Origin of the sequence: Arthrobacter jinronghuae (genome assembly GCF_025244825.1) — a bacterium.
GTDB lineage: Bacteria > Actinomycetota > Actinomycetes > Actinomycetales > Micrococcaceae > Arthrobacter_B > Arthrobacter_B jinronghuae.
Map to the genome: position 1 here is coordinate 2,096,774 of NZ_CP104263.1, position 19,977 is coordinate 2,116,750.

Annotated in this window: 18 protein-coding genes; 5 read left to right on the forward strand and 13 right to left on the reverse strand. The window is 66.7% G+C overall.

Features of this window, described 5'->3' with window-relative positions; translation table 11 throughout:
- Nucleotides 1-57 precede the first annotated feature (57 nt).
- From N2K98_RS09765 to N2K98_RS09780, 4 genes are all read left to right on the forward strand, one after another.
- Nucleotides 58-1,692: an HNH endonuclease gene (locus tag N2K98_RS09765; RefSeq protein WP_255865686.1), complete on the forward strand. Its 1,635-nt coding sequence runs from the start codon at nt 58-60 to the stop codon at nt 1,690-1,692.
- Between the two features lie 133 nt (nt 1,693-1,825).
- Nucleotides 1,826-2,563, forward strand: coding sequence for an MBL fold metallo-hydrolase (locus N2K98_RS09770; RefSeq protein WP_255865687.1), 738 nt, complete (start codon nt 1,826-1,828; stop codon nt 2,561-2,563).
- A 151-nt stretch (nt 2,564-2,714) separates the two neighbouring features.
- On the forward strand, nt 2,715-3,188 hold the full coding sequence (locus N2K98_RS09775; RefSeq protein ID WP_255797592.1) for an Hsp20/alpha crystallin family protein: 474 nt from the start codon (nt 2,715-2,717) through the stop codon (nt 3,186-3,188).
- Nucleotides 3,189-3,419: 231 nt separating this feature from the next.
- Complete coding sequence (locus N2K98_RS09780) at nt 3,420-3,569, forward strand: hypothetical protein (protein ID WP_255797591.1); 150 nt, start codon at nt 3,420-3,422, stop codon at nt 3,567-3,569.
- A 152-nt stretch (nt 3,570-3,721) separates the two neighbouring features.
- On the opposite strand, the gene N2K98_RS09785 is transcribed toward N2K98_RS09780, so the two are convergent.
- The 13 genes from N2K98_RS09785 to pyrR form a co-directional block, all read right to left on the reverse strand.
- Nucleotides 3,722-5,929 (reverse strand): primosomal protein N', encoded by a 2,208-nt coding sequence (locus N2K98_RS09785; protein WP_255865688.1) that lies wholly within the window; start codon nt 5,927-5,929, stop codon nt 3,722-3,724.
- A gap of 6 nt (nt 5,930-5,935) precedes the next feature.
- Nucleotides 5,936-7,159, reverse strand: coding sequence for a methionine adenosyltransferase (gene metK, locus N2K98_RS09790; RefSeq protein ID WP_255865689.1), 1,224 nt, complete (start codon nt 7,157-7,159; stop codon nt 5,936-5,938).
- Between the two features lie 56 nt (nt 7,160-7,215).
- Nucleotides 7,216-8,475 (reverse strand): bifunctional phosphopantothenoylcysteine decarboxylase/phosphopantothenate--cysteine ligase CoaBC, encoded by a 1,260-nt coding sequence (coaBC, locus tag N2K98_RS09795; protein WP_255865690.1) that lies wholly within the window; start codon nt 8,473-8,475, stop codon nt 7,216-7,218.
- Nucleotides 8,476-8,507: 32 nt separating this feature from the next.
- On the reverse strand, nt 8,508-8,771 hold the full coding sequence (gene rpoZ, locus N2K98_RS09800) for a DNA-directed RNA polymerase subunit omega (protein WP_227921386.1): 264 nt from the start codon (nt 8,769-8,771) through the stop codon (nt 8,508-8,510).
- 26 nt (nt 8,772-8,797) lie between these two features.
- Nucleotides 8,798-9,367: a guanylate kinase gene (gene gmk / locus N2K98_RS09805; protein ID WP_255797587.1), complete on the reverse strand. Its 570-nt coding sequence runs from the start codon at nt 9,365-9,367 to the stop codon at nt 8,798-8,800.
- A 41-nt stretch (nt 9,368-9,408) separates the two neighbouring features.
- Entirely contained in the window at nt 9,409-9,726 is a 318-nt protein-coding gene (mihF, locus tag N2K98_RS09810; protein WP_255797586.1) for an integration host factor, actinobacterial type, read from the reverse strand.
- Between the two features lie 115 nt (nt 9,727-9,841).
- Entirely contained in the window at nt 9,842-10,711 is an 870-nt protein-coding gene (gene pyrF / locus N2K98_RS09815) for an orotidine-5'-phosphate decarboxylase (RefSeq protein ID WP_255865691.1), read from the reverse strand.
- Nucleotides 10,704-13,997, reverse strand: coding sequence for a carbamoyl-phosphate synthase large subunit (gene carB, locus N2K98_RS09820; RefSeq protein ID WP_255865693.1), 3,294 nt, complete (start codon nt 13,995-13,997; stop codon nt 10,704-10,706). The genes pyrF and carB overlap by 8 nt, the downstream gene beginning before the upstream one ends.
- On the reverse strand, nt 13,997-15,133 hold the full coding sequence (carA, locus tag N2K98_RS09825) for a glutamine-hydrolyzing carbamoyl-phosphate synthase small subunit (RefSeq protein ID WP_255865789.1): 1,137 nt from the start codon (nt 15,131-15,133) through the stop codon (nt 13,997-13,999). Before carA ends, carB begins: the two co-directional genes overlap by 1 nt.
- 38 nt (nt 15,134-15,171) lie before the next feature.
- Nucleotides 15,172-15,687 carry a PH-like domain-containing protein gene (locus N2K98_RS09830; protein ID WP_255797583.1) on the reverse strand — a complete coding sequence of 172 codons (516 nt, stop codon included), beginning with the start codon at nt 15,685-15,687 and terminating at the stop codon, nt 15,172-15,174.
- Nucleotides 15,687-17,015: a dihydroorotase gene (locus N2K98_RS09835; RefSeq protein WP_255865694.1), complete on the reverse strand. Its 1,329-nt coding sequence runs from the start codon at nt 17,013-17,015 to the stop codon at nt 15,687-15,689. The genes N2K98_RS09830 and N2K98_RS09835 overlap by 1 nt, the downstream gene beginning before the upstream one ends.
- A complete protein-coding gene (locus N2K98_RS09840; RefSeq protein ID WP_255865695.1) occupies nt 17,012-18,007 on the reverse strand; it encodes an aspartate carbamoyltransferase catalytic subunit in 996 nt (331 codons plus the stop codon). The genes N2K98_RS09835 and N2K98_RS09840 overlap by 4 nt, the downstream gene beginning before the upstream one ends.
- Nucleotides 18,004-18,588, reverse strand: coding sequence for a bifunctional pyr operon transcriptional regulator/uracil phosphoribosyltransferase PyrR (gene pyrR / locus N2K98_RS09845; RefSeq protein ID WP_255797580.1), 585 nt, complete (start codon nt 18,586-18,588; stop codon nt 18,004-18,006). The genes N2K98_RS09840 and pyrR overlap by 4 nt, the downstream gene beginning before the upstream one ends.
- 146 nt (nt 18,589-18,734) lie before the next feature.
- Here pyrR and N2K98_RS09850 point away from each other — a divergent pair, with 146 nt between their 5' ends.
- Nucleotides 18,735-19,955: a PrsW family intramembrane metalloprotease gene (locus tag N2K98_RS09850; protein WP_255865696.1), complete on the forward strand. Its 1,221-nt coding sequence runs from the start codon at nt 18,735-18,737 to the stop codon at nt 19,953-19,955.
- Nucleotides 19,956-19,977 lie beyond the last annotated feature (22 nt).

Genomic DNA, 19,977 nt, shown 5'->3' on the forward strand with positions numbered 1-19,977 from the left:
TTGAGTCGCGTAGTTTTGGCCTTTTATGCAGTCAAACAGAACACTAGACTCGAACACATGTTCGAATATCTGCCATCGGTTGATCATCATCGGAGGGGCCCGCTGGAGGCCCAATCCGCAGTGTTTGACGCCTGGGTGGAGTACTTGGCAGCTGAGTTCGAACCTAACTCCCTTCCGACGCCGGAGGGCTCAGTTTCGGAAATCGCATCGGATTCGGAACTGATCGACCAACTGCGGGCGCTTGAGGAACTGAAGGGTGCCGCTGCCGCAGCGCAGGCACGGATCGCAGCGGCATTCGACGCCTCACAGCGGAGCAAGCAGAAACACGCCGGCCTGCGGAAGGAAGAGTTGGGGCGAGGGGTAGCTTCACAGATCGCACTGGCCCGGCGGGAATCCGCCAACAAGGGCGGACGGCTGCTCGGCTTGGCAAAAGCCCTGACCTCGGAGATGCCGTACACAATGCAGGCTCTGTCCTTCGGAAAGATCAGCGAATGGCGGGCCACACTCCTGGTGCGCGAGACAGCTTGCCTCTCCCTCGAAGACCGGCGGCAAGTGGATGAAGAAGTGGCAGGTGATGCCGGCCTGCTGGAGTCCCTGGGCGACCGGCAAATCATCGCCCGCGCCAAGGCTGCCGCATACCGATTGGACCCGCGGGCGGCAGTGAACCGCGCCGCGAAAGCAGCCTCTGAACGGTTTGTCTCCTGCCGTCCGGCGCCGGACACCATGACGTATCTCACCGGATTACTGCCCGTGGCACAGGGAGTGGGCGTCTACACAGCCCTCTCTCACGAGGCTGACCGGCTACGCGCCGCCGGCGACTCAAGGGGGCGGGGCCAGATCATGGCGGACACCCTGGTGGAACGGGTCACCGGGCTGGGAGATGCGGGCTCGACGAAGGTGGAGATCCAGCTGGTAATGACCGACCGGACCTTACTGGCAGGCGATTCGGAACCGGCGCTGGTACCCGGGTACGGTCCGGTGCCGGCGCAGTGGGCTAGGGATCTGGTTCGGCGCCGGAGCCGGCGGGGCCCGAGCAGACGGCACCAGAGCAGCCGGGGCCGGACTAAGGACCAAGCCATGGGCGGCTCCGACAAGCACGCGGAACACTGGGTCCGGAGGCTGTACACGGCTCCGGACACCGGAGAGCTGGTGGCGATGGATTCCCGCGCACGGCTGTTTCCCAAGTCCCTGGCACGGTTCATCGCGGCCCGGGATACTGCCTGCCGAATGCCCTGGTGCGGAGCACCAATCCGCCATCTGGACCATATCCGCCCTCACAACCGCGGCGGACCCACCAGTGCATCCAACGGGCAGGGACTATGCGAGGCATGTAACCATGCAAAGGAAGCGCCCGGGTGGCGTGCAGAACCAGTCCGAAGGAGCAGCCCGGAGGCCGAAGCAGACGCCGGCATCAACGCGGGACCCGGACGCCCGGTAGACACAGCGACCGCAGGACACACGGTGGACACGACGACGCCGACCGGCCACACGTATCGTTCCACCGCTCCGCCCCTGCCCGGGACGGCATTGCCCGGGACTGCTTTACCAGGGGCGCTACCGCGGCTGGCACGTCCGCAAGACCACCCGGCTCACCTGCAAGAGAACCCGACGCCTCCCCTGGCCCGTCCCCCGGCGCGTTCGCCGGACTCCCCCGTTGAAGCATGCATAGCGGATTTTGTCTGGGCCGCCTAAAGGTGAACCCCGGAGGGCTGCCGCAGATGGAAGCACGTGGCTATAGTGGCGGCCAACCAGCTAGCGAGGGCCAAGAAGCCAGTGGCCAACTCAGCCCTCACGGATCGGCTAATTGTCATCAGAAGGAGGACCCGTGAAGCTTGGACCGCATCTGCACCGCATCGGAAACGACATCGTGGCTGCTTATTTGGTCGACACCGACGACGGGATTACCGTGATCGACACGGGACTCCCCGGGCACTGGAACGATCTGCTCGCCGAGCTTAAATCCATGGGTCGAAGCCTGGATGACATACGCGGGGTGGTCCTGACCCACGGCGACAGCGACCACATCGGCTTTGCAGAAAGACTGCGCCGAAGCCAGAACGTGCCCGTCTTCGTCCATTCCGAAGACGCAGACCGTGCTCGCGGCGGCAAGAAGCCAAAGCCTGCAATGGGCCCCATGCGGCCGGGCCCCGTGGTTCGGTTCTTCGCCTACGCGCTGCGCAAGCGGGGCTGGCGCCCAACGTACCTCACCCAGGTATCCGAAGTGGCCGACGGAGATGTCCTCCCGCTTCCGGGTTCACCGCGCGTCATCGCCCTGCCGGGACACTCTCCGGGGAGCGTCGCCGTGTACGTTCCGGTTGCGGATGCGGTCTTTGTCGGGGATGCCCTCACCACGCGCGACGTACTGACAGGGCAGACCGGCATCCGGCCCGCACCGTTCACCGATGACCCTGCGTTAGCCCTCAATTCCCTGAACCGACTGGCCGGCCTCGAGGCCACATGGGTGCTCCCCGGACACGGGGCTCCCTGGCGCGGTTCCCCGGGCGAGGTTCAGGAACTGGCACGCCTGGCGGCAGTTCGGACGGATCGCTCCGGCAGCCGCTAAGGCCACAAATTCATCACCAGAAAAAGTAGTTGGCACTCGCCCCACGAGAGTGCTAATCTCATTTTCGCAAGTTGAGTGTTGCTGACTCAACTTTGGAACTGAATCTCGGCACCGCTGAAAAAGCGATCACGTAGAAGGAGTTGGTACCACCATGGCTATGAAGTTTGATCCGTTCCAGGAACTGGACCGCATGGCTCAGGCACTGCGTGGCGAAGGAACCCTGCGCGGCATGCCTATGGACCTCTACCGGCAAGGCGACCAGTACATCCTCGCAGCAGATCTCCCCGGGATCGATCCCGGATCCATCGACATTGACGTCGACGGCCAGCTGCTGACAATCCGGGCCCAGCGCACACTGCAGAACGCGGACGGGGTCAAGTGGCTCACGCGTGAACGGGAAGCCGGTAACTTCCTGCGCCAGCTCAACCTTGGCCAGGGGATCGACACTGAACAGATTTCCGCCCAGTACGAGAACGGCGTCCTCAGTGTCATCATCCCCGTGGTTGAGCGGGCCAAGCCCCGCAAGATCGCCGTCCAAACCTCAACGGAATCTTCCGCCATCAACGGCGAAACAGTCGAAAGCAGCGCAGTCGAAGGTACCAGCCGTGAAACCGTTGGGGCCTAATCCCTGACCACATTTTCTACGACGAAGGGCTCCGGAGATCCGGAGCCCTTCGTTGTACCCGCCACCGGTGCACACCCAGTGGCAAACTTCACCCCGATTCCGGTCAATTCCGCTTTCCACGGGGCGGGATACTGGGAAATGTACGCCATGAAACGGATCGGGCCGGGGCAAGAGGGTGGCAGCCACAGCTGCAGCCACTAGATTCCGGCGACCGGGAAAGGGGACGCAGCAGTGAGGCTGCCAACTGTCAATCATCGGTACTGGATGATCCACGGAGTACCCCGTGGACTGTTTGGCCGGTTGTCCCGGTTGGGCGGCGCCGCCCAGCTGGCTTTGCTTTCCCTCCTCGGCGCCAGCGCGGTCCTGTTCGAGCTGCTGTAAGTAGGAACTGCCCCAGGAACTCGAGCTGCGGTAAAGAGGAACCAACTGCAGGAACTCGAGCTGCCGGAAGTAAGAATTGCTTCAGGAACTCGCCAGCTGTAAGCAAGAACTGCCGCAGGAACCCGCCGCCGGACGCCTGGACCTAAAGGACGTTAAAGGACGTCAGTTCCGTCCACTCGAATGTAGACGGGATCGCCCGTCCGGCGTGCAGAGGCAGCAGCCTTGGTAGAACGCAGGGCCGCCGTAATCGCGGGTGCTGCCGTGTACGGGAAAAACAGGAGTGTCCGGTAGCGTCCACCGGCCCCGCCCAGCTGGCCTTCCGGAGACCTGCTGTCCCGTTGCTGGGAGTTGCCCGACGGCGGAACCACCGCGGGTGCAAGAGGCGCCGGCCCCACGGCCCGGACACCCTCAGGCAGCTCGAGCCGAGTGATAAACGCGTCAAGCCCTTCCCTCGACCCGCTCAGTTCGGCATACCGTACGGCCGGAGGCAAACCCAGTTCACGCCGCAGCTCCAGTTCGCGTTCCGCCGCCGAAGCCGGGTCCCAACGGAGCAGATGGCCGACCGTTGCCGAATCATCGGCTGTGACAACCACGAGGCCTTTTTCCGTTGCCGGGCGGACCAGCGCTGCCGCCGTAAACCAGCGGCGCAGGGTGTCCTCCCCCGCCCGCAGCGATTCCCGGGACAGCATCGCATTGCCGTCCAGCAGGATGGCTGCGGCGTAGCCGCCCGGAGCTACGGGTTCGGCTCCGGGGGTGGCGACGACCAGGGCCGGGGTGTCCGGAATCTCGGTCCGGATGTGGTCGCCGGCGGACGAAATCACAGTGGTGGAGGGGAACGCACGGCCCAGTTCCTCGGCGGTGCGCCCGGCACCGGCGGTGGAGCCCCGCAGCTGGGTTCCGCCGCAGTTTCCGCAATGCCACATGGGTTCCGGCCGCCCGCACCAGCGGCATGCCGGAATACCGTTCCTGCTGGCCAGGCCCAATGGACCGGAGCAGTTGCGGCAGCGGGCGGGTTCCCGGCATTCCTGGCAGGACAACGCCGGCGAGAAACCGGTCCGGGCCACCTGGACCAGCACCGGTCCCCGCGTCAGTCCGTCCTGCGCCGCCTTCCACGCTGCGTGCGGTATCCGGGCCCGGGCAGCCAAGGGATCGCGTTCCATCGTGAAGGAGTCGGTAGTGCTGACCACCCGCGGGGCATGCGTCCGGACGGTGGAACGTTCGGCGGCTATACCGGCCGCCCAGCCGCTGGCGACCAGCCGTTGTGCCTCAGTGCTCCGCGAATGGGACGCCAGGAGCAGGGCTGCGTCTTCCAGCTCGGCACGCAGCAGCAGTACGTCGCGGGTGTGCTGGTAGGGCGCCCGCTGTTCGGCGTGCAGGTCGTCTGCGTCATCCCAGATAACGGCCAGGCCGAGATCCTGCACCGGCGCATAGGCGGCCGAACGGGTACCAATTGCCACGCGGACATCACCGTGCAGCAACTGGAGGAAACTGCGGTAGCGCGGGGTGGGTCCGTCTTCGGCCGTCAACCGGACAAAGGCAGCTGCCCCGATCCGGGCAGTAAGCGCGGACTGCACCCGGGAGAGGTCCTTGTTGTCGGGAACGACGACGACGGCGCCCCGCCCGGAGAGCAGCGTGGACCGGACAGCCTCGGCAATTTCTGCAGGCCAGTCCTGCGGGCCGTAGCCGCCCAGCGAGGAGAGCACAGCGCGGGGGCGGTGGCCCGCGGCCAGATGGGTCAGGAACCGCGGTCCGTGCGGATAGCGTGTCAGCGGGTTGGCTCCGGCCCCTTCCGGTCCAGGCACGGCGTCGGCCGGTCCGGGCACGGCGTCGGCCGGTCCCGCCGACGAGCCGCCGCCCGTACCGGAGTCGCCGTCGGCACCAGAGCCGGCGTCAGCGGATTCCGCCCGGGCCTCGGGAGTAAATTCCTTCTCCACCCGCGCCGCACGCGGCGGAATGGCTACGCGCAGCACATCGTGGACCGTTCCGGCGTAGCGTGCGGCGACGGCCTCGGCCAGGCGCAGGATCTGCGGGGAAAGCACGGGCTGCGGGGAGATTATCTTTCCCAGCGGCATCAACCGGGCAGTGGTGTCCGCTTCGGCCACCCGTTCGGTGATGAATCCCGGGAGTTCCTGGCCGCCGAACCGGACTTTGACCCGGGCGCCCGGCACAGCGTCGGTGTCGAGGTCGGCCGGGACCAGATAGTCAAAGGGACGGTCCAGGTGCGGCAGCGGGGAATCCAGCAGGACGCGGGCAATCGGCAGGGCGGAAGCCGGCTGCGCCTTGCCCACGGGTTTTGCCGACGGCGTGAAGCCGTGCAGCAGGGAAAGCTGCACGGCCTCAGTGGTGTCGTCGGCGGCCATGGCCGGCTACACGTTGAAGTAGCTGCGGAGGTCCTCGACCTTGTCCTTGCGCTCCCAGGTGAAACCTTCGTCCTCGCGGCCGAAGTGGCCGTGGGCGGCAGTCCGCTGGTAGATGGGACGCTTGAGGTCCAGGCCGTTGATGATGCCCAGCGGACGCAGGTCGAAGACTTCCTTCACAGCGTCGGCAATCCGGGCCGGGTCAACTGTTTCGGTGCCGAAGGTTTCAACATAGATGCCTACGGGGCGGGCCATGCCGATGGCGTAGGCAATCTGGATTTCCGCACGCCGGGCCAGACCGGCGGCAACCACGTTCTTGGCTACCCAGCGCATGGCGTAGGCCGCGGACCGGTCTACCTTGCTCGGGTCCTTGCCGCTGAAGGCACCGCCGCCGTGGCGGGCGAATCCGCCGTAGGTGTCAACGATGATCTTGCGGCCGGTGAGGCCGGCATCGCCGACGGGGCCGCCGATGACGAACGGGCCGCCCGGGTTGATGATGTGCTCGACGGCCGAGATGTCGAGGTCGGTGCCGGCGAGGACGGGGTTGACCACGTACTCCACCATGTCGGCCCGCAGTTGTTCCAGGTCCAGCTCCGCGGCGTGCTGCGTGGAGACAACCACGGAGTCCACGGAAACCGGCCGGTCGCCGTCGTACCCCACGGTGACCTGGGTCTTGCCGTCAGGGCGCAGGTACGGAAGGGTGCCGTCCTTGCGGACAGTGGTGAGGCGTTCGGAGAGCCGGTGTGCCAGCCAGATAGGCGTGGGCATAAGTACCGAGGTCTCGTCGCTGGCGTAGCCGAACATGATGCCCTGGTCCCCCGCGCCCTGGGCGTCATAGGGGTCAATGACCTTCCCGGTCCGGTTCTCCAGGGAGTTGAACACGCCTGAAGCAATTTCCGGGGACTGCTGGCCGATGGAGACGGACACGCCGCAGCGGGCGCCGTCGAAGCCGTTGGCCGAGGAATCGTAACCAATGTCCAGGATGGTGTCGCGCACCAGCTGCGGGATTTCAACGTAACCCTCGGTGGTTACTTCTCCGGCGACGTGCACCAGTCCGGTGGTCACCAGGGTTTCAACGGCTACCCGGGACTCGGGGTCAACCTTGAGCAGGCCGTCGAGGATTGCGTCACTGATCTGGTCACAGATTTTGTCCGGGTGGCCCTCAGTGACGGATTCCGAGGTGAAAAGGCGCAGATTGGACTGCGGCTTAGCGGGAGAGGAAGTAGAAGTCACGGGATTTACTCTACCGGGCCCCACCGACCATCCAAGCACGCGCAGGGTGCGCAGCCTCAGGCGGTGCGTGCAGCGAGCTCGGCGGAAATCCGCGCGATGATGCGTGCCGAAACGTCGGCTTTGGTACCGGCAGCGCTCTCGCCTGCATCCTCTGCGGCGTCTGCCGGTGAGAGAATCCTCACCTCGGTTTCGTCCTGGCCGAAGACAAGGGATTTGCCGACCCGGTTGAGGACCAGCAGGTCGCAGCCCTTGCGGGCAAGCTTCTTACGCCCGTATTCGAGCACATCGGAGGTGGCATCTCCGGTTTCGGCAGCAAAGCCGACAATGAGCTTGGGGGTGCGTGTTCCGGCTGCGTCGCGCGCCTGGACCAGTTCGCGCAGGATGTCGGGATTCCTGACGAGGGTGATCACGGGATCAGCTTCGTCGTCGCGCTTCTTGATTTTGGTGTCCACCACCTGTGAGGGACGGAAATCCGCCACCGCAGCGGCCATGATCACGACGTCGGAGTCCGCGGCAGCCGCATGCACAGCGGTACGCAGTTCGAGGGCCGTTTCAACGCGGAGAAGCTCGACGCCGCTCGGCGCCGGAACGTCCATGTGCGCCGCTATGAGCCGCACCCGGGCGCCGGCCGCCAGAGCCGCTTCGGCCAGCGCTGTCCCCTGCTTTCCTGAGGAGCGGTTGCCGAGGAACCGGACCGGGTCCAGCGGTTCACGGGTGCCGCCGGCAGTGATGGTGACGGTGGTGCCGGCCAGCGCGCCGGGGGCGGATGCCGGCTGGGCGGCTTCGGCGGCTGCTTTAACGGCGGCCAGTGCGGCGGTGAAGATAGCCTCAGGTTCCGGCAGGCGGCCGGGGCCGGTGTCCTTGCCGGTAAGCCGCCCGATGCCCGGCTCCAGCACCACGGCGCCCCGGCTGCGCAGGGTTGCGACGTTGGCGGTGGTTGCGGGATGCATCCACATTTCGGTATGCATGGCCGGCGCGAAAACCACCGGCCCGCGGGCCATCAGCAGGGTGTTGGTGAGCAGGTCGTTCGCCTGGCCGGCGGCAGCCCGGGCCAGCAGGTCCGCAGTGGCCGGGGCCACCACGATCAGATCCGCTTCATGTCCGAGCCGCACATGGTTAACCTTCTCCACTTCGTCGAAGACGGAGGAGGAGACGGGGTTGCCCGAGAGCGCCTCCCAGGTGGAGACGCCGACGAACTGCTTGGAGGATTCGGTGGGGACAACAGTGACGTTGTGCCCGGCCTCGGTGAAAAGCCGCAGCAGCGACGCGGCCTTGTACGCGGCGATTCCGCCGCCGACGCCCAGGACTATGCGCACGCTGCTGCCTTCCCCCTTGTGTTCGCTGAGCTTTACTCGGCGTTCTCGTTCGGGCGCACCACGAGCATGCCGTCGTTGATCTCGCGCAGGGCGATGGACAACGGCTTTTCGTTCAGCTTGGTTTCCACCAGCGGGCCGACGTACTCGAACAGGCCCTCGTGCAGCTGGGAGTAGTAGGCGTTGATCTGGCGGGCGCGCTTGGCACCGTAGATGACCAGCGCGTACTTGGAATCGGCTGCTTCGAGCAGGTCGTCGATCGGCGGGTTGATGATGCCTTCAGACACAGGGTTCTCCAAAATTCTTGAACGGGATTCGCGGTTTGTCAGCGCGTGCGCGGACTGATTCCCATGAGTGATACAAGCTCAGCTGCCGCCCGCTGGACGTCATCATTAATGACGGTGTGATCGAACTCGGACTCGGCAGCAAGTTCCAGTTTAGCGGTTTCCAGCCGTTGCTGCTGCTCTTCGGACGTTTCGGTTCCGCGCCCCACCAGGCGCCGCACCATTTCATCCCATGTGGGCGGGGCCAGGAACACGAAATTCGCCTCCGGCATGGACTTCTTAACCTGCCGGGCACCCTGCAGATCGATCTCCAGCAACACGCTGCGGCCCTCGGCCATGGCTGCCTCGACGGTGCGGCGCAGGGTTCCGTAGCGGTTGCGTCCGTGGACCACTGCCCACTCGAGCATCTGGTCCTTTTCAACCATTTCGTCGAACTCTTCGGCGCTGACAAAGAAGTAATGTACGCCGTCTTCTTCGCCCGGCCGGGGGGCACGGGTGGTGGCCGAGACGGAAAGCCAGACCTCGGGATAGTTGTCCCGGATATAGGTGGATACAGTGCCCTTGCCAACTGCGGTTGGACCTGCCAGAACTGTCAGCCGCGGTTGCGACACGTAAACCTCATTCACTCGTTGTTATTGCTGGCCTCCGGAGCCTAATGGCCCGCCAGCAGGTCTATCAGCGCCTTGCGCTGATGCACGCCCAACCCCCGGACCCGGCGGGTCGGCGCGATACCTACCGTAGCCATTATTCCAGCTGCGCGGCGCTCCCCGACACCAGGCAGGGCGCGCAGCAGGTCCATGACCTTCAGCCGGCCGATTGCTTCCTCTCCGGAACGGGACAGGATGACTTCTTCGATGCTGAGGTCACCGGACTTGATTCGTGACTTGACCTCGGCGCGGACAGCTCGGGCCGCAGTGGCCTTTTCGCGGGCCAGCGTACGCTCGGCTTCGGTCAGTGGCTTGAGGTTCAAGAGACTCTCCCGGACGAGGACACACCGCTGTCAGCGGCTCTGCTGGTAGGTCCGAACCTATCCGTAATCGAAGCCCAATTGCAATGGAAACCGCTTCGCACCACACGCCGCTCCGCTAGCGTACGGATGCCAGCTCCGCTCCGGTCCGCAGCGCTGCCTCGCGCAGGGCCCGGGGATCGGGGCCGGCCCGCAGGATGCCGCGGCTGGAGGTCGCCAGGACGTTGGGGTACGCCGCAGCGAAGGTTGCGCGCAGGTCGGCGGCCGTTGCGCCCTGGGCGCCCAGTCCCGGTGCGAGCAGCGGGGCACGCGAGGCGGCAAGGTCAATCTCGAGGTCGGCCAGTGCCGTGCCGACGGTCGCGCCCACCACGAGTCCGACGGAACCCAGCTCCGTCCCGGGAACCACTCCCGGACCGGCGTTTTCCGCCGCAGCCGCGTCCACGATCCGGGCCGCTACGGAGCGTGCCGCTCCCCCGGCGCCGACGTGCTGAACGGACGCCCCTTCCGGGTTTGACGTCAGTGCCAGGACAAACACGCCCCGCCCGCTGGCAGCGGCAAGGTCCAGGGCGGGCCGCAGTGATTCGAACCCGAGATACGGACTGAGTGTCACGGCGTCGGCCGCCAGCGGCGAACCGTCCCGCAGCCACGCGTCCGCATAGGCAGCCATCGTGGAGCCGATGTCCCCGCGCTTGGCGTCGGCGATACTGAGCACGCCGGCGTCCGAACAGGCCGCCAGCAGGCGTTCGAGGACCGCGATCCCGGCGGATCCGTGGCGTTCATACAGCGCCGCCTGCGGCTTCACGGCTGCAACCTGCTCCCCCACCGCCGCGAGGACGCTGAGGGAGAAACGCTCCAGCCCGGCGGCGTCGTCGTTCAGGCCCCACTCGGCCAACAGCCCGGGATGCGGATCAATGCCGACGCACAGCTGCCCGCGGCGGTCCATGGCCGCGCGCAGCCGTGTGCCGAAAGCGGGTCGCTCCTCAGGCACCGGCTGCCTTCAACCGGGCCGCGTGTTCCTGCAGTGAGGTCACGTCCCATTCGTAGGACCGCATTGCTTCGATTGCCTGGACCGCAGCACCGAACTCGGAAACGGTGGTGACCACGGGGCAGCCGATGGACGTGGCCGCGGCACGGATTTCGTATCCGTCGCCGCGGGCCTGACCGCCGGAAGGCGTGTTGACCACGAGGTTGATTTCTCCGGCGGTAATCAGGTCGACGACGGTCCCTTCCCCGTTCGGTCCCGTACCTTCGCCGACCTTGCGCACCACGGTGGCGGCAATGCCGTTGCGGCGCAGCACCTCGGCGGTGCCGCCCGTGGAGAGGATCTCGAAGCCGAGGTCGGTCATCCGCTTCACCGGCATGATGATGGAGCGCTTATCCCGGTTCGCCACCGATACGAAGACCTTGCCGGCGGTGGGCAGGGCACTGTTGGCGGCGGCCTGGGACTTGGCGAAGGCGGTGTCGAAGTACTTGTCGATGCCCATGACCTCCCCGGTGGACCGCATTTCCGGGCCCAGCAGGGAGTCCACCACGGTGCCTTCCGGTGTGCGGAACCGGCTGAACGGCAGCACCGCTTCCTTCACGGCCACGGGGGCGTCCAGCGGCAGGGTGGACCCGTCGCCCACGGCGGTCAGCTTCCCGGCGGCCCGCAGCTCGGCGATGCTGCTGCCGGTGCCGATCAGCGCCGCGGCCTTGGCCAGTTGGACGCCGGTGGCCTTGGAGACAAACGGCACCGTGCGGGAGGCACGCGGGTTGGCTTCGATGACGTAGAGGATGTCCGAGGCCAGGGCGAACTGGATGTTGATCAGGCCGCGGACGCCGACGCCGGCGGCGATCACCCGGGTGGCTTCGCGGACCCGGTCGATCACGTCGGTGCCGAAGGTGATGGGCGGCAGCACGCAGGCCGAGTCGCCGGAGTGGATGCCGGCTTCCTCGATGTGCTCCATGATTCCACCCACGTAGAGGTCGGTGCCGTCGAAGAGCGCGTCGACGTCGATCTCGATGGCGTCTTCCAGGAACCGGTCCACCAGGACCGGATGGTCCGGGGTGATCTCGGTGGCGTTGGCGATGTAGCGGGAGAGGTTGGCTTCGTCGTAGACAATTTCCATGCCGCGGCCGCCCAAGACATAGGACGGGCGGACCAGGACGGGGTAGCCGATCTCATCCGCCACCCGCTTGGCGTCCTCGAAGGACACGGCCGTGCCGTTCTTGGGCGCGGTCAGTCCGCCCTCATCCAGGACCTGCTGGAACGCACCGCGGTGTTCGGCCAGGTCGATTGCGGCGGGCGAGGTGCCCAGGATGGGCACGCCGGCGTCGGCCAGGGCCTGCGCCAGCTTCAGCGGCGTCTGCCCGCCGAGCTGGACGAAGACGCCCAGGACCCCGCCGGTGCGCTGCTCCGCGGCGATGACCTCCAGGACATCCTCCAGGGTCAGCGGCTCGAAGTAGAGCCGGTCGGAGATGTCGTAGTCGGTGGAAACGGTTTCCGGGTTGCAGTTGATCATCACGGTCTCGTGGCCGGCTTCGCGCAGTGCCATGGTCGCGTGGACGCAGGAGTAGTCGAACTCGATCCCCTGCCCGATCCGGTTCGGGCCCGAGCCGAGGATGATGATGGACGGCTTGGCGTGCTCGGCCACCTCGTCCTCCTCGTCATACGAGGAGTAGTGGTACGGCGTGTACGCGGCGAATTCGGCGGCGCAGGTGTCCACTGTCTTGTAGACCGGCCGCACGTTCAGGGCGTGCCGCACGCCGCGCACCACTGCTTCGGGGGTGTTGGTCAGCGCACCGATCTGCTCATCGGAGAAGCCGTGCCGCTTGGCCAGGCGGAGAATGTCCTCGTCGACCGACGGCGTGGCGCGGATCTGCTCAGCGGTTTCGTTGATGAGCACCAGCTGGTCCAGGTACCAGGGGTCAATGCCGGTGGCTTCGAAGAGTTCCTCGATCGTTGCCCCGCCCAGCAGGGCCTGCTGCACCTGCTGCAGCCGGGCGGTGGTGGGCCGCCGGGAAGCCTCAATGAGTCCGGGCACGTCGGCGGCATCCACCGGATCAAAGGACAGCGAAGAGCCCTTCTGCTCCAGCGAACGCAGCGCCTTCTGCAGGGCTTCGGTGAAGTTGCGGCCGATCGCCATGGCCTCGCCCACGGACTTCATGGTGGTGGTCAGCGTGGGATCCGCGGCCGGGAACTTCTCGAACGCGAACCGCGGAACCTTCACCACCACGTAGTCCAGGGTGGGCTCGAACGACGCCGGGGTCTTCTTGGTGATGTCGTTCGGAATCTCGTCCAGGGTGTAGCCGAGGGAAAGCTTTGTGGCGATCTTGGCGATGGCGAAGCCGGTGGCCTTGGATGCCAGGGCCGAGGAGCGGGACACGCGGGGATTCATTTCAATGACCACCACGCGGCCGGTGTCCGGCTCGATGGCGAACTGGATGTTGCAGCCGCCGGTGTCCACGCCTACCTCGCGGATCACGGCGATCGCGATGTTGCGCAGCTTCTGGTACTCGCGGTCGGTGAGGGTCATGGCCGGGGCCACGGTGATCGAGTCGCCGGTGTGCACGCCCACCGGATCGAAGTTTTCGATGGAACAGACAACAACCACGTTGTCGTTCTTGTCCCGCATCATTTCCAGTTCGTATTCCTTCCAGCCCAGGATGCTCTCTTCGAGCAACACCTCGGAGGTGGGGCTGTACTGGATGCCGGCGCCGGCAATGCGGCGGAGGTCCTCGGCGTTGTAAGCCAGGCCGGAGCCGAGCCCGCCCATCGTGAAGGAGGGCCGGACCACCATCGGGTAGCCCAGTTCCTCCGCGGCGGCGAAGGCCTCGTCCATGCTGTGCACGATGATCGACTTCGCGGATTCGGCACCGCAGCGCTCGACGACGCCCTTGAACTTCTCGCGGTCTTCGCCGAGTTCGATCGCGGCGATGTTCGCGCCGATCAGTTCCACGTTGTACTTTTCCAGCGCACCGCTCTTGTCCAGGGCGATGGCGGTGTTCAGTGCGGTCTGTCCGCCGAGGGTGGGCAGGATCGCGTCGGGCCGTTCCTTGGCAATGATCTTCTCGACCACCTCCGGGGTGATCGGCTCCACGTACGTGGCGTCGGCGAATTCCGGGTCGGTCATGATGGTGGCCGGGTTGGAGTTCACGAGGATGACCCGCAGGCCCTCCTCCTTGAGCACCCGCAGGGCCTGCGTTCCGGAGTAGTCGAATTCCGCGGCCTGGCCGATGACGATCGGGCCGGAGCCGATGACCAGGACGGACTTGAGGTCGGTTCTGCGGGGCATTAGATGCTTTCCTTGCTCTTGCTGGCGGCCATCAGGTCCACGAAGCGGTCGAAGAGGTACGCGGAGTCGTGCGGTCCGGCGGCAGCCTCGGGGTGGTACTGGACCGAGAAGGCGGGGATATCGAGGCAGGCGAGGCCCTCGACGACGTCGTCGTTCAGGCTCACGTGGCTGACCTCCACCCGGCCGTAGCGGGCCTCGGGTGCGGTGACGGGGCCGTCCAGCGGGGCGTCGACGGCGAACCCGTGGTTCTGGCTGGTGATTTCCACCTTGCCGGTCCGCCGGTCCATGACGGGCTGGTTGATCCCGCGGTGCCCGTAGCGCAGCTTGTAGGTGCCGAAGCCCAGGGCCCGGCCGAGGATCTGGTTGCCGAAGCAGATCCCGAAGAACGGGATGCGGGCGTCCAGCACTTCGCGCAGCAGGTCCACCTGGACGTCGGCGGTGGCCGGGTCGCCGGGGCCGTTGGACATAAACACGCCGTCGGCGTTGAGGGCTTTGATGTCCTCGAAGGTGGCGGCGGCGGGCAGCACGTAGGTGCGGATTCCGCGTTCGGCCAGGCGTACCGGCGTCATGGACTTGATGCCCAGGTCGATGGCGGCGACGGTGAACAGCGGTTCGCCGGCCCACCCGTGGTCCGCCGGATCAATGAGGTAGGTTTCGTCCACGCTGACCTCTTCGGCCAGCCGTGCGCCCTCCATACCCTGCTGGGCACGGACCTCGGCGAGCAGTTCGCTGTCCGGACGTTCGGCGTCGGCCCCGGAGAAGATCCCGGCCTTCATGGCGCCGCGTTCGCGCAGGTGCCGCGTCACGGCGCGGGTGTCGACGCCGGAGATGCCGACGACGCCCTGTTCCGCCAGCTGCTCGTCCAAGGTGGATTCGGAACGCCAGCTGGAGGGGCGGCGGGCGGCGTCGCGCACAATGTACCCGGCCACCCAGATGCGCCGGGACTCGGCGTCGTCGCCGTTTACGCCGGTGTTGCCGATATGCGGGGCCGTCTGGACCACGAGCTGCCGGGCATAGGAGGGGTCGGTGATGGTCTCCTGGTATCCGGTCATGCCGGTGGCGAACACCGCTTCGCCCAGGGCCGTTCCCTGCGCGCCGTAGGCACGCCCGCGGAAGCTGCGGCCGTCTTCCAGCATCAGGACGGCCGGGGTGGGATTGATGATTTCGTGCACTGTCACAGTTGTTCCTCGCTAGGGGTGGCCGATTCCGGCAGAAGTTCAGTAATGGCGCGGACCAGGGGTGTCTTCTCGTCCGCGGAGCGGGTGCGGAAGCCGGTGTCGACGCGCTTGGGTCCCAGCTGCCAGGTCACGATGACCAGTCCGTCCTTTTCAACGAATTTTCCGGCCATGCCGCGCTCCAGCCGGACGCTGTGCAGATCCTGCCGCGGAATCCAGAGGTCGTCGGCGCCGGAGCGGGCAAAGAGCACGCCTTCGGGGAAAACAGCGGCGGTGGCGTTGGATTTTACGCCCAGCCCGTAAACCGCCACGCGGTCCAGCCAGTCACCCGCGGTGGTGGTGGCGACGTATTGGCCCAGCGCCTGGAAGCCCGGATCGGACAGCTCGTCCGGCAGGGGCCGGGGGCGGGGCGTGTCCTGCTGGCGGCGTCGTCGGCCGCGCCAGCCCAGGGCGAACAGACCCAGGACCACGACGATAAGGGCGGCCAGGCCCAGGAAGAAAAAGACCAGTTCCATCAGGATTCCTTTGCGGCAGCGGGGTGGGGCGTGTTCAGTCTGCCGTTCAGGACGGTGGGGTGGCCGGCGTAGAAAACCGTTTCGACTCCACCGGGCAGTTCCAGTCCGGCAAACGGACTGTTGCGTCCCTTGCTAGCCATCTTAGAAGGGTCGACCCTTCTTCGCGCAGACGGGTTCACCAATATGACGTTGGCCGGTTCGCCGGCGGCCAGGGGCCTGCCCTGGCCCGGGACCCGGCCGATCAGCGCTGGTGTCGCAGAGGTGACGCGGGCGAAACCTGCCCAGTCCATCAGCCCCGTGTCGATCATCGCGTGCTGCACCACCGAGAGTGCCGTCTCCAGGCCGGTCATGCCCATGGCCGCCGTCGCCCACTCGCCTTCCTTGTGCTCGCTGGGGTGCGGGGCATGGTCGGTGCCGACAATGTCGATGGTGCCGTCGGCGAGGCCGCGGCGGACCGCCTGCACGTCCGCTTCGGTGCGCAGGGGCGGGTTCACCTTGTAGACCGGATCATAGGTCCGCACCAGTTCATCGGTCAGCAGCAGATGGTGCGGGGTTACCTCGGCGGTGACCCGGATGCCGCGATCCTTGGCCCAGCGGAGGATTTCCACCGACCCCGCGGTCGAGACGTGGCAGACATGCAGGCGGGAGCCTGTGTGCCGTGCCAGCAGGACATCGCGGGCGATGATGGATTCCTCGGCGACGGCGGGCCAGCCGGCCAGCCCGAGGACGGCGCTGACTTCCCCTTCGTTCATCTGCGCGCCTTCGGTGAGGCGTGGCTCCTGGGCGTGCTGGGCAACGACGCCGTCGAATGCCTTCACGTATTCCAGCGCACGGCGCATCAGCACCGGGTCCGAGACGCACTTGCCGTCGTCGGAAAACACGCGTACCCGGGCGCGGGAATCGGCCATCGCGCCGAGTTCGGCAAGCTGCCGGCCCTCAAGGCCCACGGTGACCGCCCCTACCGGACGCACATCCACCCAGCCGGACCGCTCCCCCAGGCTCAGGACCTGTTCCACCACGCCGGCGGTGTCTGCGACCGGCATGCTGTTGGCCATGGCGTGCACGGCGGTGAAGCCGCCGAGCGCTGCGGCACGGGTGCCGGTTTCCACCGTTTCGGCGTCTTCCCGGCCGGGTTCGCGGAGGTGTGTGTGCAGGTCCACCATGCCGGGCAGGGCGACCAGGCCCTCCGCCTCCACCACGAGGGCGCCCTCGGGCACCGGCAGCGCCGGTGCGACGGCGGTGATGGTGCCGTCCTCGATGCGGATATCCGCACGTTCGGTGCCGAGCACTGACGCTCCGCGGATCAAATAGGTGCCGGAAGTGCTCATCGCGTCTGCTCCTGCTGGGTACGGGCGGTGCTGTTCTCTCCGGAGAGCAGCAGGTAAAGGGCGGCCATCCGCACGGAGACGCCGTTGCGGACCTGGTCCAGGACGGTGGAGCGGGGCGAATCAGCGGCACGGGCGGAAATTTCCAGCCCGCGGTTCATCGGACCGGGGTGCATGATGATGGTGTCCGTCAGGCCCAGGGCGTCCAGCCGGTCGAGGCGGACGTCGTCCAGGCCCCAGCGGCGGGAATACTCGCGGACGGACGGGAAGAAAGCCGAGTGCATCCGTTCGCCCTGCACCCGCAGCATCATGACGGCATCCGGCCGGGTCGCCAGCGCCTCGTCCAGGTCGTAGCTGACGGTGCAGGGCCAGGACTCGACGCCGAACGGCAGCAGCGTGGGCGGTGCAACCAGGGTGACCTCCGCGCCGAGTGTCCGAAGCAGCCACAGGTCCGAGCGGGCAACCCGCGAATGCAGCACGTCCCCGGCAATCACCACCTTCATTCCGGCCAGGTCGGTGCCGGCGGACTCCGTGCCGTGCAGCCGCGCCCAGTGCCGCCGCATGGTGAAGGCATCCAGCAGCGCCTGGGTGGGGTGTTCGTGCGTGCCGTCCCCGGCGTTGAGCACTGCGGCATCAATCCAGCCGGAGGAGGCCAGCCGCGCGGGCGCTCCGGAGGATCCGTGCCGGATCACCACGGCGTCGGCGCCCATGGCTGCCAGCGTCTGTGCCGTGTCCTTCAGTGATTCGCCCTTGGAGACCGACGACCCCTTGGCGGAGAAATTGATGACGTCGGCGGACAGCCGTTTCGCGGCCGCTTCAAAGGAGATGCGTGTGCGGGTGGAGTCCTCGAAGAAGAGGTTCACCACGGTGCGGCCGCGCAGGGCCGGGAGCTTCTTCACTTCCCGCTCCCCTACCGCGGCCATCTGCTCCGCCGTATCCAGGATGGCCAGGGCGTCATCCCGGCCAAGGTCCAGCGTGGACAGCAGGTGCCTCATGCAATGCCCTCGATGACCACTTCGTCTGTGGCCGGCCCGCCTGCGGCCGAGCTGTCGCTTTCGGCCAGCCGGACCCGGACCTGTTCAATGGAAGCGGTAGGCAGGTTCTTGCCCACGTGGTCAGCGCGGATGGGCAGTTCGCGGTGGCCGCGGTCCACGAGCACCGCCAGCCGGACGATGCGCGGCCGGCCCAGGTCCACGAGGGCATCGAGCGCGGAGCGGATGGTGCGGCCGGAATACAGGACGTCGTCCACCAGCACCACCACCTTGTCATCAATGCCGGTGACCGGGACGCGGGTGGCGTAGGGCGGCCGGGTGGGCCTGCGGGCGAGATCGTCGCGGAACATGGTGACATCGAGCTGGCCGGTGATGGCAGCGGGATCGACGCCGGGGGCCGCCGCCGCGATCTTCGCGGCCAGGCGCTGGGCCAACGGATAGCCGCGGCGCGGAATCCCCATCAGGACCAGGTCTTCGGGGCCCTTGTTGGCCTCGAGGATCTCATAGGCAATACGCGTCAGGGCGCGGTCAATGTCAGCTGAAGACAAAACAGTACGGCTGGAAATGGCATCTTTGGCCGTCATATTCGCTTCCTCCTTCCCCGCCTCACAGGACGGAACTTAAAGGTTGAATGCGGCACCAAGCTATCACAGGCCACGCCGCCGCCCGCTGTGTGTGACGCTAAGTGCCGCGCTGCAACTATCCTGTCTGCTATGAGCAGGCCCAGCGCATGAGCGCACCCGGTATCTTCCCCGCCCAGCAGCAGCATCCAGCCCCTCCGGGCTACGGCCCTGGCGACGGCGCCGCACCCGTCCAGGCGTTCTGGTCCCCTCCGGCACCACGCCGGGACAAGGGCCTGGCCGCCACCGTAGTGCTGATTGCGCTCTCCGCCGTAGCACTGGCCTGGGTGGGCATGTACCTGGTCGACGGCCTCGGCCCGCCGGCCTTTATTATCTGCGGGCTCCTCGCGCTGGTTCCCCTGGGCATCTGTGTGCTGGGTATCTGGTGGGTGGACCGGTGGGAACCGGAACCGCGCAGCAGCCTGGTTTTCTCCTTCCTCTGGGGCGCCGGGGTTTCAGTGGCCATCGCCCTGCTGGTTGGCCCGTACTTCACGTATGCCCTGCTGGAGCTGGTCCCCTACGGCTCGGCGGACCTGCTGGGCGCGGTGGTCCAGGCTCCCGTGGTGGAGGAGATCGCCAAGGGGCTGGGCATCCTCCTGCTGCTGCTGGTGCGACGGCGGATCTTTGACGGGCCGGTGGACGGCATCGTGTTTGCCGCCGCCGTGGCAGCGGGGTTCGCCTTCACGGAAAACATCCTCTACTTCGGGTCGGCGCTGCGGACGGCCGGCCCGGAAACGGTGTACGAGCTCGGGTTTATTTTCATCCTCCGCGGGCTGCTCTCGCCCTTTGCACATGTCCTGTTCACCGCCTGCACCGGGCTCGCCCTGGGCCTGGCGGCGCGGCGTGCGGGCAACGCGTGGATCCTGCCGGCCTTCGTGCTCGGCTTGATTCCGGCCATGCTGGGGCACATGCTGTGGAACGGCGGCCCCGCGTTGTTTTTCGGGGACTTCTTCCTCTTCTACTTCCTGCTCCAGGTCCCGTTCTTCGGGGCGGCGGTCACCGGCGTATGGCTGCTGCGCCGCGCGGAGCAGCGCCTGACCCTGCGACGGCTCTCCGAATACGCCACGGCGGGCTGGTTCACCCCTGCAGAAGTGAGGATGCTGGCCACCGGTGCCGGCCGCCGCCAGGCAATGGGCTGGGCCCGGGCCACCGGGGCGGCACCACACATGAAGGAATTCATCCGGCGGGCCACCCGCCTGGCCCTAACCCGGCAGCAGATCGCTTCCGGCCGGGATGTCAGCGCCAATATGGAGTACGAGCGGACCCTGCTGGGTGAAGTGACCGGCATCCGGACCACCATGCTGGCCGGGCAGGCCCTGCAGCCCCGGTAGAAACGGCTGAAAACAACTGGAA

Excerpts from the sequence above, each read along its gene's own strand:
- carA (WP_255865789.1), bottom strand. The coding sequence starts at position 15,133 with ATGCTGGAAGACGGCCGCAGCTTCCGCGGGCGTGCCTACGGCGCGCAG.
- N2K98_RS09835 (WP_255865694.1), bottom strand. The coding sequence starts at position 17,015 with ATGAGCACTTCCGGCACCTATTTGATCCGCGGAGCGTCAGTGCTCGGC.
- N2K98_RS09785 (WP_255865688.1), bottom strand. The coding sequence starts at position 5,929 with ATGGCCGCCGACGACACCACTGAGGCCGTGCAGCTTTCCCTGCTGCAC.
- carB (WP_255865693.1), bottom strand. The coding sequence starts at position 13,997 with ATGCCCCGCAGAACCGACCTCAAGTCCGTCCTGGTCATCGGCTCCGGC.
- N2K98_RS09840 (WP_255865695.1), bottom strand. The coding sequence starts at position 18,007 with ATGAGGCACCTGCTGTCCACGCTGGACCTTGGCCGGGATGACGCCCTG.
- N2K98_RS09850 (WP_255865696.1), top strand. The coding sequence starts at position 18,735 with ATGAGCGCACCCGGTATCTTCCCCGCCCAGCAGCAGCATCCAGCCCCT.
- N2K98_RS09775 (WP_255797592.1), top strand. The coding sequence starts at position 2,715 with ATGGCTATGAAGTTTGATCCGTTCCAGGAACTGGACCGCATGGCTCAG.
- N2K98_RS09830 (WP_255797583.1), bottom strand. The coding sequence starts at position 15,687 with ATGGAACTGGTCTTTTTCTTCCTGGGCCTGGCCGCCCTTATCGTCGTG.
- N2K98_RS09765 (WP_255865686.1), top strand. The coding sequence starts at position 58 with ATGTTCGAATATCTGCCATCGGTTGATCATCATCGGAGGGGCCCGCTG.
- pyrR (WP_255797580.1), bottom strand. The coding sequence starts at position 18,588 with ATGACGGCCAAAGATGCCATTTCCAGCCGTACTGTTTTGTCTTCAGCT.